General features: G+C 71.5%; 14 protein-coding genes. 11 read left to right on the forward strand and 3 right to left on the reverse strand.

The features are described from left to right. Positions 1 to 31: 31 nt before the first annotated feature. The 10 genes from OG609_RS21940 to OG609_RS21985 all read left to right on the forward strand — a co-directional run bounded on the left by OG609_RS21940 (position 32) and on the right by OG609_RS21985 (position 10505). Positions 32 to 1207: a MalY/PatB family protein gene (locus OG609_RS21940; RefSeq protein ID WP_327274373.1), complete on the forward strand. Its 1176-nt coding sequence runs from the start codon at positions 32 to 34 to the stop codon at positions 1205 to 1207. A gap of 82 nt (positions 1208 to 1289) precedes the next feature. Further along, complete coding sequence (locus OG609_RS21945) at positions 1290 to 1610, forward strand: DUF6891 domain-containing protein (RefSeq protein ID WP_385654521.1); 321 nt, start codon at positions 1290 to 1292, stop codon at positions 1608 to 1610. A gap of 65 nt (positions 1611 to 1675) precedes the next feature. Beyond that, a complete protein-coding gene (locus OG609_RS21950; protein WP_327274375.1) occupies positions 1676 to 3238 on the forward strand; it encodes an MFS transporter in 1563 nt (520 codons plus the stop codon). Between the two features lie 57 nt (positions 3239 to 3295). Continuing rightward, positions 3296 to 3709, forward strand: coding sequence for a DUF3151 domain-containing protein (locus OG609_RS21955; protein WP_327274376.1), 414 nt, complete (start codon positions 3296 to 3298; stop codon positions 3707 to 3709). A 213-nt stretch (positions 3710 to 3922) separates the two neighbouring features. After that, a complete protein-coding gene (locus OG609_RS21960; protein ID WP_327274377.1) occupies positions 3923 to 4771 on the forward strand; it encodes a tryptophan 2,3-dioxygenase family protein in 849 nt (282 codons plus the stop codon). Continuing rightward, positions 4764 to 5954, forward strand: coding sequence for a kynureninase (kynU, locus tag OG609_RS21965; RefSeq protein ID WP_327274378.1), 1191 nt, complete (start codon positions 4764 to 4766; stop codon positions 5952 to 5954). The genes OG609_RS21960 and kynU overlap by 8 nt, the downstream gene beginning before the upstream one ends. A 141-nt stretch (positions 5955 to 6095) precedes the next feature. After that, entirely contained in the window at positions 6096 to 6971 is an 876-nt protein-coding gene (locus tag OG609_RS21970) for an alpha/beta hydrolase family protein (protein ID WP_327274379.1), read from the forward strand. 105 nt (positions 6972 to 7076) lie between these two features. Beyond that, positions 7077 to 8438, forward strand: a complete 1362-nt coding sequence (locus OG609_RS21975) for a sensor histidine kinase (RefSeq protein WP_327274380.1) — start codon at positions 7077 to 7079, stop codon at positions 8436 to 8438. Then, positions 8435 to 9112 carry a response regulator transcription factor gene (locus OG609_RS21980; RefSeq protein WP_327274381.1) on the forward strand — a complete coding sequence of 226 codons (678 nt, stop codon included), beginning with the start codon at positions 8435 to 8437 and terminating at the stop codon, positions 9110 to 9112. Before OG609_RS21975 ends, OG609_RS21980 begins: the two co-directional genes overlap by 4 nt. Positions 9113 to 9266: 154 nt before the next feature. Beyond that, positions 9267 to 10505: a cytochrome P450 gene (locus tag OG609_RS21985; RefSeq protein WP_327274382.1), complete on the forward strand. Its 1239-nt coding sequence runs from the start codon at positions 9267 to 9269 to the stop codon at positions 10503 to 10505. Between the two features lie 73 nt (positions 10506 to 10578). Here the strand turns inward: OG609_RS21985 and OG609_RS21990 are convergent, their stop codons facing one another. The 3 genes from OG609_RS21990 to OG609_RS22000 form a co-directional block, all read right to left on the reverse strand. Next, on the reverse strand, positions 10579 to 10872 hold the full coding sequence (locus tag OG609_RS21990; protein ID WP_327274383.1) for a hypothetical protein: 294 nt from the start codon (positions 10870 to 10872) through the stop codon (positions 10579 to 10581). 127 nt (positions 10873 to 10999) lie between these two features. Beyond that, positions 11000 to 12634, reverse strand: a complete 1635-nt coding sequence (locus tag OG609_RS21995; RefSeq protein ID WP_442817990.1) for an ABC transporter permease — start codon at positions 12632 to 12634, stop codon at positions 11000 to 11002. Further along, positions 12631 to 13563, reverse strand: coding sequence for an ABC transporter ATP-binding protein (locus tag OG609_RS22000; protein WP_327274384.1), 933 nt, complete (start codon positions 13561 to 13563; stop codon positions 12631 to 12633). Before OG609_RS22000 ends, OG609_RS21995 begins: the two co-directional genes overlap by 4 nt. A 101-nt stretch (positions 13564 to 13664) precedes the next feature. Here OG609_RS22000 and OG609_RS22005 point away from each other — a divergent pair, with 101 nt between their 5' ends. Then, the gene (locus OG609_RS22005; protein WP_327274385.1) at positions 13665 to 14195 is read left to right on the forward strand and encodes a GbsR/MarR family transcriptional regulator; all 531 of its coding nucleotides are present in this window, start codon (positions 13665 to 13667) and stop codon (positions 14193 to 14195) included. The last annotated feature ends 13 nt before the right edge of the window (positions 14196 to 14208 follow it).

Below are 14208 nucleotides of genomic sequence, written 5' to 3' on the forward strand. Positions count from 1 at the left end.
GCATGTCCGAGAGAAGAAGTGAGGGATCCCTGTGAGTTCCAGCGCCCGCTATGACTTCGACACCGTCGTCGACCGCCGGGGCACCTGGTGCGTCCAGTGGGACGGGGTCGCGGACCGGTTCGGGGTGGACGGACTGCTGCCGTTCACCATCTCCGACATGGACTTCGAGACCGCACCGGAGGTGCTGAGCGCGCTGCGGACCCGTCTCGATCACGGGGTGTTCGGCTACACGACCTGGCAGCAGGACGACTTCCGCTCGGCGATAGCCCACTGGTACGGGACCCGGTACGGGACACGGATCGACACCGGGCAGCTGGTGTACGGGCCGTCCGTGCTCAGCCAGCTCTCGCAGCTGCTGCAGATGTGGACGGCCGAGGGCGAGGGCGTGGTCGTCCACGCCCCGACGTACGACGGTTTCCGTAAGGCGATCACCGGGCTCGGGCGCGAGCTGCGGGGCGTGCCGGTGGGGGACACGGCCGCACTGGAACGTGAGCTCGCCCGCCCCGACAGCAAGGTCCTTCTCGTGTGCTCGCCGCACAACCCGACGGGCCGGGTATGGACGGAGGCCGAACTGGGCGAGATGTCGGCGCTCGCCGCGCGGCACGGGGTCGCGGTGATCAGCGACGAGATCCATGCGGACTTCGTGCACGAGGGGCATGTGCATGTGCCGTGGACGCGGGTCGGGGGCGACGGGCGCTGGGCGGTGATCTCCTCCGCGTCGAAGGCGTTCAACTTCCCGGCGCTGACCGGCTCGTACGGGCTGATCGGCGATCCGGCCGACCGGGCGGAGTTCCTGCGCCGGATGGAGACGGCAGAGGGGCTCGCCTCCCCGGCGGTGCTGTCACTGACCGCGCACATCGCCGCATACCGGGAGGCCGGGGCGTGGCTGGACGAGGTCCGCGCGTATGTCGCCGGGAATCTGGCGCTGGTCGCGGAGCGGCTGAACGAGGCGTTCCCGGAACTGGGATGGCAGCCGCCACAGGCCGGCTATCTGGCGTGGATCGATCTGCGCCCGGCGGGAATCGGCGACGACGAGGCGTTGCAGCGGGTGCTGATCGAGCGCGAAAAGGTCGCGGTGATGCCGGGGGCGGTGTACGGGGCGGAGGGCTTCGTGCGGCTGAACGTCGGTTGTCCGCGGTCCAAGGCGGAGGCGGGCGTGGAGGCACTGATCCGGGGCGTACGGGCCGTGGCGCAAGGCGCGTCGTAGGGTCGGGTGCCGACCGTGGCCACCCCGGGCACCCCGCCCGGGGCATGGGCCTTTTAAGCGGGTCGGCGAGGTTCTGGACGGGCTGAACACGGCGGGGTTCGTCGCGCTCGCCGGCGTGGGCACCACCCAGTCCGACGGCTTCGACGACTGCACCGAAGCCGCCCACGCGCGCGGCGGCAGCCTCGCCGGCCTCGTCGGGTTCTGCTACTACACGCGGCAGGACGCCGAACGTGCGCGGGACACGGGCCGTCTCACCCTGGCGTTCCGGGGTGCCCCGGACGGCAGCACCCGGACGATGGAACACGCCGGCGGGATCGTCGTCCGGGCGTTCCGCGCGGCCGGATTCCACGTGGACCGGAACGGCACGGGAGACAGCCGCCCCTCCGTCGCCCTGACCGGCTGACAGAACCTCGCCGAGCCGTCTTCGCCCCTATGGCCCTCCCGGCGGGGAGCGGCGATGCTGCTCGTATGCCTGACGCAGAGACGGGAGCCATCCGCGTCGCTTCCCCCACCGGACGCTGGGTCATCCTCACCACCGTCCTCGGCTCCAGCATGGCCCTGCTCGACTCCACCGTCATCAACGTCGCCCTGCCCCGCATCGGCAAGGACCTCGGCACCGATCTGGCCGCCCTCCAGTGGACCGTCAACGCCTACATGCTGACCCTCGCCGGGCTGATCCTCCTCGGTGGCGCCCTCGGCGACCGGTACGGCCGGCGGCGGGTCTTCGCCATCGGAGTCGTCTGGTTCGCCGCCGCGTCCGTGATGTGCGGTATCTCGCCGAACGCCGCCGTCCTGATCGCCGCCCGCGCCCTCCAGGGCATCGGCGGGGCTCTCCTCACACCCGGTTCGCTGGCACTGATCCAGGCGAGCTTCCATCCGGACGACCGGGCCCGCGCGGTCGGAGTGTGGTCGGGGCTCGGCGGGGTCGGCGCCGCCATCGGGCCGTTCGTCGGTGGCTGGCTCGTCGACGGGCCCGGCTGGCGATGGGTGTTCCTGCTCAACGTGCCGCTCGCCGCGGTCTGTCTGCCGGTGGCGCTGCGCCACGTACCGGAATCGCGCGACCCCGACGCACACGGGCGCTTCGACGTGCTGGGCGCCGTGCTCGGCGCGCTCGCCCTCGCCCTGGTGACCTATGCGCTGATCGAGGCGCCGGGACAGGGGGCGTCCGCGGTGGTGATCGGGGCGGCCGTCGGCGGGATCGTCCTCGGGGCGGTGTTCGTGCAGGTGGAGCGGCGGCGGGCGGACCCGATGCTGCCGTCGTCGGTGTTCGCGTCCCGGCAGTTCACCGTCGTCAACATCATCACTCTCTGTGTGTACGCGGCGTTCGGCGGCTACTTCTTCCTCTCCGCGATCCAGCTCCAGGTCGTGGCCGGGTACTCGGCTCTCGGCGCCGGCACGGCCCTGCTGCCCACGACCGTGCTGATGCTGCTCTTCTCGGCCTCCTCGGGCGAACTGGGGCAGCGCATCGGGCCTCGCATTCCGCTCACCGTCGGCCCCCTGGTCGCCGCCACCGGAATGCTCCTGATGCTGCGGGTCGGGCCGGGGTCGAACTCCGTCTCCGCCTACTTCGCCGATGTGTTTCCCGCAGTCGGTGTGCTCGGCGTCGGACTCGTCACCCTGGTGGCACCGCTCACCGCGACCGTCCTGGCCTCCGTGGACACCGCACGGGCCGGCCTCGCCAGCGGGATCAACAACGCGGCCGCCCGCGCCGCCGGGCTGATCGCGGTGGCCGCGCTACCGCTGCTCGCCGGGATGGGCCCGGAGGCCTACCGGAACGCCGACGAGTTCGCCGCGACGTTCCGGCGGGCCATGCCGATGTGTGCCGGGCTGCTCGTGCTGGGTTCATTGATCGCCTGGGCGACCGTACGCAAGCCCCCCGTCACGGTGGACGGGAAGGAGAAGGCGCACCCCGAGTGCACGGTGCACTGCGGCGTCGTCGCCCCGCCCCTGGAACCCACGCACGAGGAGGCGGGGAAGCCGGGCGCGGACCGGCCCTCCCCGGGGCGCCCGGATACTCCCGGCGCGAACTGACCCACCGCACGGCGCCCGGGTACCCCCGGAGCGCATCTGCCAGGCACACTTGAACCCATGTCGATCCACGAGAACCTGCTCGGGGGGCCTCCCCCGACCCACCTGCCCGACGACCCGGAGCCGCGCGAGCTGCTCGCGAGCGGCACGGCCCCCGCCGACGTCGCCGCGAAGTACCCGACCTCCTCCCTGGCCTGGGCACAGCTCGCCGACGAGGCGTTCGAGGGCGGCCGCGTCATCGAGTCGTACGCCTACGCCCGCACCGGCTACCACCGCGGCCTCGACGCGCTGCGCAGGGCCGGCTGGAAGGGCCACGGCCCCGTACCGTTCGAGCACGAGCCGAACCGCGGCTTCCTGCGCGCCCTGCACGCCCTGGCGCGGGCCGCCCAGGCGATCGGTGAGCAGGAGGAGTACGAGCGCTGCTCGACGTTCCTGCGCGACTCCTCGCCGACCGCCGCCGAGACCCTCGGCTAGAGGCGACCGAACCTCTCGGCCGGGGGCGACCGAGCTCCTCGGCCAGACGTACACGTACACCTTGTGACGTTCCGGACCCCGCAGATGTACCGGTATCTGCGGGGTCTGCGCGCTCCTGAGGGCTCCGTTTAGGATGCGGGCAGGGGACCGGAGCTCCACCACCTCACGGAAGGGGCGGACCGCTACCCGGAAGCTCGTGTCGAGGAGACAGCAATGTCGACGATCCACCCCGACCCCGAAGCCACCGGTGCGCAGACCCCGCACCTCGACTTCGCGGGAACGACTCCGTACGAGGACTATGTCCAGGCGGATGTCCTGACCCATCTCCAGCACCTTCGCTCCGACGATCCGGGCGAAATGGTCTTCCTGGTCACCACCCAGGTCATGGAACTGTGGTTCACCGTCATCGTCCACGAGTGGGAGACCGCCGCGCACGCCCTGCGCGAGGACCGGCTGCCCGTCGCACGCGACGCGCTCAAGCGGTCGGTGCGGGAACTGGAGGCGCTCAACGCCTCCTGGACGCCGCTCGCCCAGCTCACCCCCGCCCAGTTCAACTCCTACCGCGCCGCCCTCGGTGAGGGATCCGGCTTCCAGTCGGCGATGTACCGGCGGATGGAGTTCCTGCTCGGCGACAAGTCCGCGTCCATGCTGGTGCCGCACCGGGGCGCGCCCCGCGTCCACGCCGAGCTGGAGAAGGCGCTCGGCGAACCGAGTCTGTACGACGAGACGCTCGCCCTGCTCGCCCGGCGCGGCCACGCCGTACCGCAGGCCGTGCTCGGCCGGGACCTGACGCAGAAGTACGAGCCGTCCCCCGAGGTCGAGGCCGTCTGGGCGGAGATCTACGCCAACCCCGACCAGCACGACGAGCTGGTCCGGCTCGGCGAGGCGCTCACCGACGTCGGTGAACTGGTGTGGCGCTGGCGCAACGACCATCTCGTCGCCACCCGTCGCGCGATGGGTTCGAAGACCGGTACCGGCGGTTCCGCGGGGGTCGCGTGGCTGGAGAAACGGGCCACGAAGAACGTCTTCCCCGAGCTGTGGACGGCGCGCAGCCATGTCTGAGACCTTCGCCGCGCGGGCCGCGGCACTCGATGCCGCCGACCGGCTCGCCGATCTGCGCAAGCTGTTCACCCTCGACGACACCGTCTACCTCGACGGCAACTCGCTCGGTGCGCTGCCCGCTCACGTACCCGCCCGGGTGCAGGAGGTCCTCACCCGCGAGTGGGGCGAGCTGCGCATCCGGTCCTGGGACGAGAGCGGCTGGTGGACCGCGCCCGAGCGGATCGGCGACCGCATCGCCCCGCTCGTCGGGGCCGCCGCCGGGCAGATCGTCGTCGGCGATTCGACCAGTGTGAACGTCTTCAAGGCCGTCGTCGCCGCGAGCCGGCTGGCGCCGGAGGGCCGCGACGAGATCCTCGTCGACGCGACGACATTTCCCACGGACGGATACATCGCCGCATCCGCGGCCCGGATGACCGGCCACCGGCTCGTCCCGGTCGCCCCCGCCGAGGTGCCGGACGCCCTCGGCCCCCGTACCGCGGCCGTCCTGCTCAACCATGTCGACTACCGCACCGGCAGGCTCCACGACCTGCCCGGACTCACCGCGGCCGTGCACGCGGCTGGCGGTCTCGCCGTCTGGGACCTGTGCCACAGCGCGGGCGCCCTGCCCGTCGGCCTCGACGCGCACGGCGTGGACCTCGCGGTCGGCTGCACGTACAAGTACCTGAACGGCGGCCCCGGTTCGCCCGCCTACCTGTACGTCGCCGAGCGCCACCAGACAGCCTTCGACTCGCCCCTGCCGGGGTGGACGTCGCACGCCGACCCGTTCGGCATGACACCGGGGTACGCCCCGGCGGACGGTGCCGTACGGGGCCGGGTCGGCACCCCCGACATCCTCTCCATGCTGGCGCTCGAAGCGTCGTTGGACGTGTGGAACGGGGTGTCGATCGAGGCGGTACGGGCCAAGTCCCTGGCGCTGACGGACTTCTTCCTGGAGTGCGTCGCCGCGTATGTGCCAGAGGGCCGGGTCACCTCCGTCACCCCGGCCGCGCACGCGGAGCGCGGCAGCCAGGTCGCGCTGCGGTGCGAGGAGGCGGAACCGGTGATGAGCGCGCTCATCGCGCGGGGCGTCGTCGGGGATCTGCGGCGGCCGGACGTGCTGCGGTTCGGGTTCACGCCGCTGTACGTGGGGTTCGCGGACGTGGAGCGGGCGGCGCGAGTACTGGGTGAGGTGCTGAAGCCCTAGCAACTGGGGCCCGGGGGCCCCTGCATGAATCTGTCGGCGGGGACGGGAACGTTCCGTACTGGTACCGTCCCCGCAGGTCAGGCCAGTTGGGCTGTTGGGTTGTTGAGCTGTTGGGCTCAGATACAGGACGGTTGGAGCAGCATGTCGGATTCTGCCGCGCGTGATCGTGACGCAGCCGAGACCGAGTCGGCACTCTCGCATCCACCGGTCGCCCCCGATGCATCGGCCCCCTACGGCAACCACCCCGACCAGGTGATCGACTTCTACGCCCCGCGCGACGGCCGGACCGGTGCGCCCGTCGTGGTCGTCCTGCACGGCGGGGCGTGGCGAGCGCCGTACGACCGGCAGCATGTGTCGCCGTTCGCGGACTTCCTGGCCCGGCGCGGTTTCGCCGTCGCCAGCGTCGAGTACCGGCGCGGCAGCGAGATCCCGCAGCAGCGGGGTTCCGGTCCGGTCGCGGGCCGTTGGCCGGAGACCTTCGACGACGTCGCCGCGGCGATGGACGCACTGCCGGCCCTGCTGGCCAGGGAACTTCCGCAGGCCGACGCCCGGCGGATCGTCGTCACCGGGCACTCCGCCGGCGGGCAGCTCGCCCTGTGGGCCGCCGCCCGGCACGTACTGCCCGAGGGCTCGCCGTGGCGGCTGCCGGCGCCTCCGCCGCTGCGGGGCGTCGTCGCCCTCGCGCCGATCGCCGACTTCGCCACGGCCGTCGAGCTGAATGTGTGCTCGGGGGCGGTCGGTCAATTCCTCGGCCGCGAGGAGGACTTCGAGGAGCGGGCCCCGCACGCCGACCCGGCCGTGCTGCTGCCCACCGGGATCGCGACCACGGTGGTGCAGGGCACCACCGACGTCGATGTGCCGCAGGCCGTCTCGGAGGCGTTCGTCGACGCGGCGGCGACGGCGGGGGAGACGGTGGGCCTGACCCTGCTGCCCGATGTCGGTCACTACCCGCTGATCGACCCGGCCAGCGACGCGTGCGCGGTGGTGGCGGAGGAGCTCACCCAGCTCGCCTGGTGAGCGGGTGGTCCGGCGCCGGTGCGGCCCCGTAGTACTTGCGACGGACGGCGCAGGATCCGTATCGCTGCTGACGACCCGGGCCAATCCGGCCCCTACCTTGGAAACGTGACCAAGACCAAGAGCAGAAGCCCCGAGATCAGACTGGCCGCAGGGGCGTTGGGCGGCCTGCGGCAGGACCTTTTCCGCAACGCCTTCGAGTACCGTCCGCTGGAGCGGATGCGGACCGACGGGCCGCTGCTGCGACAGCTGCCGGAGCGGATGCGTGAGCGTGCCGCCTGGACACCCCACGCGCTGGTCGGGGCCGCCGCACTGCTCACGGCCTTCATAGGCCTCGTCTCGGCGGACTCCTTCGGTCTGCGTTCCGTGGTCGAGCTCGTCCTGATCGTGCTGCTCCCTGTGGGCTCCGTACTGATGACGCTGGTCAGGCCGGTCGGCGCGTTCTGGATTTCGATGGCACTCACCCCGTTCGCGGCGGTCGTCAGCGGCAGCTACTGGCCATGGGCGCCGAGCACCTTCCTCTCGCATCTGACGGTGCTGGTCGTGGTCGCGGCCCGGACCCGGCCCCGTACCGCCGCCTGGATGTGGGGCTTCACCGTGGTGTTCGGCGCCGTGCTGGAGAACTTCGGCGGCTGGTACCGCTCCTCGACCACCTCCACCTTCGCCATGGCCTCCGCGTTCGCGCTGCTGGTGGTGGCCGTGGTGCAGATCCGTCGCGACGCGGAGCGCGAGGTCACCGTGCAGCGCACGGTGACCGCCGTCGAACGAGACCGGCGCACACTGCTCGAGGAGCGCACCACCATCGCCCGGGAGCTGCACGACGTGGTCGCCCACCACATGTCGGTCGTCGCGATCCAGGCCGAGGCCGCCCCGTACCGGGTGGAGAATCCGCCGCCCGAGCTGGAGCAGGCCTTCGTCACTATCAGGGAGAACGCTGTCGCCGCCCTCACTGAACTGCGCCGGGTCCTCGGCGTCGTGCGGGCCGAGGACTACCAGGCGCCGGATGCCCCGCAGCCCACCCTCGCCCAGCTCGACGGGCTCCTCGCCAATGTGCGCGAGGCCGGTCTGGAGACGGAGAAGACCGTCACCGGCGCGGTACGTGAACTGCCGCAGGGCGTCGAGCTGTCGGCGTACCGGATCATTCAGGAGGCCCTCAGCAACACGCTGCGGCACGCACCGGGCGCCACTGCCAAGGTGGAGATCGGTTATGTGCTGGGCGGACTCGGTCTGCGCGTCGTCAACGGGGCGCCGACCGGTCCGGTGAAGCCCTCGCCGGGGGCCGGTCACGGGATCACGGGGATGCGGGAGCGGGTCGCGATGCTGAACGGCGACATGACGGCCGCGGCGACGGAGGAGGGCGGTTACGAGATCGTCGCGTTCATCCCCGTCCAACCCACCTGGGACACGGACGAGCCGAACGGGACGCACACGTCGCACGAGGCGCAGGCGGAACAGGGGGCGAAGGCATGACCATCCCCACCACCCCGGCCATCCGGGTGCTGATCGTCGACGACCAGATGATGGTCCGCGAGGGCTTCTCGGTGCTGCTCAACGCCATGCCGGGGATCGAGGTGGTCGGCGAGGCCGTCGACGGCCGGCAGGCCGTCGAGCAGGTCGCGGCGCTGCGCCCCGACGTGGTGCTGATGGACATCCGGATGCCGGAACTCAACGGAATCGAGGCCACCCGCGAGATCGTCGCCGCCGACGCGGACGCCAAGGTCCTGGTACTGACCACCTTCGACCTCGACGAGTACGTGTACCAGGCGCTGCGCGCCGGGGCGTCCGGCTTCCTCCTCAAGGACGCCTCCGCCCGCCAACTCGCGGACGGGGTACGGGTGGTGGCTGCCGGTGAGGCGTTGCTCGCCCCGACCGTCACCAAGCGGCTGATCAATGAGTTCTCGAAGCTCGCCGAGACCCCGCGCCTGCCCGCCTTCGCCCGGATCGGCGACCTCACGGAGCGCGAGACGGAGGTGCTCGTCCTCATCGCGCAGGGCCGGTCCAACGCCGAGATCGCCTCGCATCTGGTGGTGGCCGAGTCCACCATCAAGACGCATGTGAGCCGCATCCTGGTGAAGCTGGGGCTGCGCGACCGCACGCAGGCGGCGGTCTTCGCGTACGAGGCCCGGCTGGTCACGCCGTCCTGAGGAGTCCGCGGAGTTCGGCGTCGCTGGTCGGCGACGGGCCCGGGGTGGGCGGCTGACGGGACCCGGGGTGGGTGGTCGGCGGGACCCGGGGTGGGTGGCTGACGGGACCCGGGGTGGGTGGTCGGCGGCCGTCGGGTCCGGTTAGCGTCCGTATATGCACCCGACCTCACGTTCCGCGGCCGACGCCCCCTTCACCCTCTTCGACCCCTGGTCCGCGGCGTTCGTCGCCGACCCGTACCCGGCCTACGCCGCGCTGCGAGCAGCCGGCCGGGTGCACTACTTCGAGCCGACCGACCAGTGGCTCGTCCCGCACCACTTTGATGTGTCCGCGCTGCTGCGCGATCGCCGCCTGGGCCGTACGTATCTGCACCGCTTCACCCACGAGGAGTTCGGCCGCACGCCGCCGCCCGCGGAGCACGAGCCCTTCCACACCCTCAACGGCCAGGGGCTCCTCGACCTGGAGGCCCCCGACCACACCCGGATCCGGCGCCTGGTCTCCAAGGCGTTCACTCCGCGTACGGTCGAGCAGCTCGTCCCGACTGTGCGGCGGCTGGCCGCCGGGCTGGTCGACTCGTTCGTCGAGGCGGGCGGCGGCGATCTGCTGACGGCCGTCGCCGAACCGCTGCCCGTGGCCGTCATCGCCGAGATGCTCGGCATCCCTGAGTCCGACCGTGCCCCGCTGCGGCCCTGGTCGGCGGCGATCTGCGGAATGTTTGAACTGAATCCGTCCGACGACACCGCCCGTGCCGCCGTCCGCGCCTCGCTCGACTTCTCCGCGTATCTGCGCGAGCTGATCAAGGAGCGGCGCAAGAACCCCGGTACGGATCTGATCTCCGCGCTCATCGCCGCCCACGACGAGGGGGAGCGGCTGAGCGAGCAGGAGATGATCTCCACCTGTGTGCTGCTGCTCAACGCGGGCCACGAGGCGACCGTCAACACCACGGTGAACGGCTGGTGGACGCTGCTGCGCCACCCCGAGCAGCTGGCCGCCCTGCGCACCGACCACGGGCTGCTGCCGACGGCGATCGAGGAACTGATGCGGTACGACACTCCACTGCAGATGTTCGAGCGCTGGGTCCTCGACGACATCGAGATCGACGGCACAGTCATTCCGCGCGGCTCCGAGGTGGCCCTGCTCTTCGGCTCCGCCAACCGCGACCCGGCCCGCTTCCCGGCCCCGGACACCCTGGACCTGGCCCGCCGGGAGAACCCCCACATCACCTTCGGCGCCGGCATCCACTTCTGCCTGGGTGCCCCGCTGGCCCGGGTCGAACTGGCCGCTTCCTTCGGTGAATTGCTGCGCCGCGCCCCGAACCTGCGACTGGCGGCCGAGCCGGAGTGGAACCCGGGCTATGTGATCAGGGGTCTGAAGGAACTGCGCGTCGAGCTGTGACGGGGTGAGCGAACGGTGGAGGGCGGAGGGTGATGGCGGACGGGGGAGGGCGAGGCGGGGGCGGGGCCGGGACTCAGCACGGCGACCCCGGATCACAGTTCAGCGGCGGGCCCGCCAGTACGTCGAACGCGACCCCGAAGCCGACGAGGGCCGTGAGGAGCACCCCCGCCCCGAGCGCTCGCCGCCACTTTCCCTGGACGAGGGCGAAGAGGGTGATTCCGGCAGCGATGCCGCCGAGAGTCATGACCGGCAGCCCGAACCAGAGCACATTCCACTCCGACTCGCCCTCGAAGCCGCCGAAGATGCCGCGCCGACCGTAGGGGGCCCAGGCCAGCATCCCCGCAGCCCCACCGGCGGCGGCGACCACGCATCCAGCGACTGCCCGGACGGCTTCGCCTCGGTTCTCCATGGTCTGGGGGACGCGTGCGCACCACGGGAAGGTTGCACTTCCGAGGCAGTCCCGTCCTCATCCCGAGGCCGCCCTCCCCGCCCCGTCACGTGAGGACGTCGCGTCTCCGCAGCGCCGTCATACCTGCCCCCACCAGCACCACCGCAGCCGCGGTGAGTGCCAGCACCGGCCCCCACTCCATCCCCGTGCCCCCCGGCAGCTTCGGCAGATGCGTGAACGGTGATACGTCCATCACCGGCTGCGGCAGATCGATGGCGGGCCCGATCCACCCCAGCGCCAGGCAGATCCCGGCCACTCCCCAGGACGCCACCGCCGCCTTCGGGAGCGCCCCGTACAGCAGGACCGCCACTCCGCCCAGCAGCCAGATCGCCGGAAGCTGCACCAGTGACGCACCCAGCACGGCCGGGAGTTCGTGGCCGTAGCCGACGGCCAGGCCGAGGCCGCCGACCGCCATGATCAGGGCGGCGCCGCCGAAGGCGATGGCCAGATGACCGGCCGCCCACCCGATTCGGCCCACCCCGCCCGCCAGCACCGGTTCGGCGCGCCCGGCGGTCTCCTCGCCGTGCAGCCGCAGCACCGTCGCGATGATGTACAGCGCCGCGACCATCCCGAGCATCGAGACCATCGCCGCGAGGAACGCGTCGGTCAGCCCGGACTGTCCGCCCATCCGCTCGAAGATCTCCTGCGTCTTCGCGTTGTCGCCGACGAGATCCGCCGCCCCGCCGGTCAGCCCGCCGAAGACGACCCCGACCACGGCGAAGGACAGCGTCCACCCGATCAGCGAACCGCGCTGGAGCCGCAGCGCAAGACCGAACGCCGTGGAGATCCGCCCCTGCGCGGGCCCGGGCCGGGTCGCCAGGAAGCTCATGCCGACATCGCGCCGCCCCGCCAGGGTGTACGCGAGGACGGCCTGGACCGCGACGGCCGCCGCGATGACAAGCAGCACCCACCAGCGCTCGTCCGCGTACGCGCGCACGTTCTCCGCCCAGCCGATGGGGGAGAGCCAGGTCAGTACGGACGAGCCGTCGTCCGTCGCCGAGTCGCCCGCTGCCTTCAGTACGAACGCGGCACCGATCACCACCGCCGTGAGTCCCTTCGCGAGCCGTGCGCTCTCGGTGAACTGTGCGGCGATCGCGGCGGTGCAGGCGAACAGCATGCCGATCCCGGCGATCGCCAGCGCGAGCGCCACCGCTCCGGCGCCGCCCCCGCCGGAGCCGGCCATGCCGATCGTGATCATCAGCGCCAGCGCGGCGTTGGCGATCAGCGCGGCGAGGAGTGCGGCGGTCAGCGGGGCACGGCGGCCCACCATGGCGGAGGAGAGCATCTCCTGACGGCCGGTCTCCTCTTCCTCCCGGGTGTGCCGGATGACGACGATCAGGCTCATCACGGCTGCCAGCGCTCCGCCGAAGCCGACCATCCGCCAGCTGACGAGCCCGCCGACGGAGTCGTTGAAGACCGGTCCGTACAGCGCCCGGAGCGAGCTGTTGGCGTTCATCGACGCGGCGAGCTCGGCGCGCTGGGCGGCCGTTTCGTACAGCGAGGCGAAGGACTTCCCGACCGAGGAGAAGGAAGCGCCGAGCACGATCACCCAGATCGGCATCATGATCCGGTCGCGCCGCAGCGCGAGCCTCAGCAGGGGCCGGGTGCCGGCGAGCTGCCCGGCAGCGGACCCGGTCCGGCGTCCCGCGCCGGCCGGTGCGGTCATGGTCACGGCAGTCATCGCGCCGCCACCCCCACACCCTCGCCGCTGTCCGTCGTGCCCGTCGCGTCGGTCGCGTAGTGACGCAGGAAGAGCTCCTCCAGCGTGGGCGGGGTGCTGGTCAGCGTCCGTACCCCCGATGCGGAGAGCGACTTGAGAACCGCGTCCAGCTTGTCCGTGTCGACCTGGAGCGTGACCCGCAGGCCCTGGACGTCGAGGTCATGGACGCCGGGCAGATGCGCGAGCCCGTTGGGGGCGCCGGCCAGCTCGGCGCTGATGTTCGTACGGGTCAGATGGCGCATGTCCGCCAGCGAACCCGTCTCCACCGTCTGCCCCTGTCGGATGATGCTGACCCGGTCGCAGAGCGATTCGACCTCGCTGAGGATGTGGCTGGACAGCAGGATCGTCCGCCCGCGCGCACGCTCCTCGGCGACGCAGTCCTGGAAGACCTCCTCCATCAGCGGATCGAGACCGCTCGTCGGCTCGTCCAGGATCAGCAGATCCACATCGGAGGCGAACGCGGCGACGAGGGCGACCTTCTGCCGGTTTCCCTTGGAGTACGTACGCCCCTTCTTCGTCGGGTCGAGCTCGAACCGTTCGACGAGGTCGGCGCGCCGGGTCCGGTCGAGGCCGCCGCGCAGTCGTCCGTACAGATCGATCACCTCGCCGCCGGAGAGGTTGCGCCACAGCGTGACGTCACCCGGGACGTACGCCACCCGCCGGTGGAGCTCGACCGCGTCGTTCCACGGGTCGCGGCCGAGCAGCTGGGCGGCGCCGGAATCGGCCCGCAGCAGCCCCAGCAGCACCCGGATGGTGGTGGACTTCCCGGACCCGTTGGGCCCCAGGAAGCCGTGGACCTCACCGGTCTCGACCGTGAGGTCGAGGCCATCCAGCGCGTGCGTCCGACCGAACGACTTGTGCAGCCCGGCCACCGTGATTGCCTTCGTCATGTTTTTGAAGGTACGCTACTTTCACAAAATTGTGAAGTTAAGGAAGCGTATAAAGTTGGAGCCACGGCGGGGGCCGGGGAATCAGGGGAGACGATCGGGTCATGACCAGCGAAACCGAACAGAACGTGGGCGACGGGCGTGACGCGGAGGCCGTGTCGCGGTTCGTGGAGCGGTTCGCGTCCGACATGAGCGAGGCGGGGATGCAGCGAATGGCGTCCCGCGTCTTCGCCGCGCTCCTCGCGGACGACGACGGCTCGATGACCTCCGCCGAGCTTGCCATGGCCTTGCGGATCAGCCCGGCGGCCGTGTCCGGCGCGGTCAACTACCTCACGCAGGTCGGCATGGTCGGCCGCGAACGCGACCCCGGCTCGCGCCGGGACCGCTACCGCGTGCACGACGAGGTCTGGTACACCACCTTCACTCAGCGCGACCGGGTGCTCACCCGCTGGGAGAGCACCCTCAAGGACGGCGCCCGCACCCTGGGCGAGCACACCCCGGCCGGCGCCCGCCTCGCCGAAACAGTGGCGTTCTTCGAGTTCATCCAGTCCGAGCTGGGCGGCGTGATGGAACGCTGGCGCGAGCACCGCAAGTCGCTCGACCTCCCGGTGGCCGACGGCCGCGGCCACGCCTGACGGCCCGGCGCGG

Source organism: Streptomyces sp. NBC_01224 (assembly GCF_036002945.1).
Taxonomy (GTDB): domain Bacteria; phylum Actinomycetota; class Actinomycetes; order Streptomycetales; family Streptomycetaceae; genus Streptomyces.

Excerpts from the sequence above, each read along its gene's own strand:
- OG609_RS21950 (WP_327274375.1), top strand. The coding sequence starts at position 1,676 with ATGCCTGACGCAGAGACGGGAGCCATCCGCGTCGCTTCCCCCACCGGA.
- OG609_RS21955 (WP_327274376.1), top strand. The coding sequence starts at position 3,296 with ATGTCGATCCACGAGAACCTGCTCGGGGGGCCTCCCCCGACCCACCTG.
- OG609_RS21960 (WP_327274377.1), top strand. The coding sequence starts at position 3,923 with ATGTCGACGATCCACCCCGACCCCGAAGCCACCGGTGCGCAGACCCCG.
- kynU (WP_327274378.1), top strand. The coding sequence starts at position 4,764 with ATGTCTGAGACCTTCGCCGCGCGGGCCGCGGCACTCGATGCCGCCGAC.
- OG609_RS21970 (WP_327274379.1), top strand. The coding sequence starts at position 6,096 with ATGTCGGATTCTGCCGCGCGTGATCGTGACGCAGCCGAGACCGAGTCG.
- OG609_RS21980 (WP_327274381.1), top strand. The coding sequence starts at position 8,435 with ATGACCATCCCCACCACCCCGGCCATCCGGGTGCTGATCGTCGACGAC.
- OG609_RS21985 (WP_327274382.1), top strand. The coding sequence starts at position 9,267 with ATGCACCCGACCTCACGTTCCGCGGCCGACGCCCCCTTCACCCTCTTC.
- OG609_RS21995 (WP_442817990.1), bottom strand. The coding sequence starts at position 12,634 with ATGACTGCCGTGACCATGACCGCACCGGCCGGCGCGGGACGCCGGACC.
- OG609_RS22000 (WP_327274384.1), bottom strand. The coding sequence starts at position 13,563 with ATGACGAAGGCAATCACGGTGGCCGGGCTGCACAAGTCGTTCGGTCGG.
- OG609_RS22005 (WP_327274385.1), top strand. The coding sequence starts at position 13,665 with ATGACCAGCGAAACCGAACAGAACGTGGGCGACGGGCGTGACGCGGAG.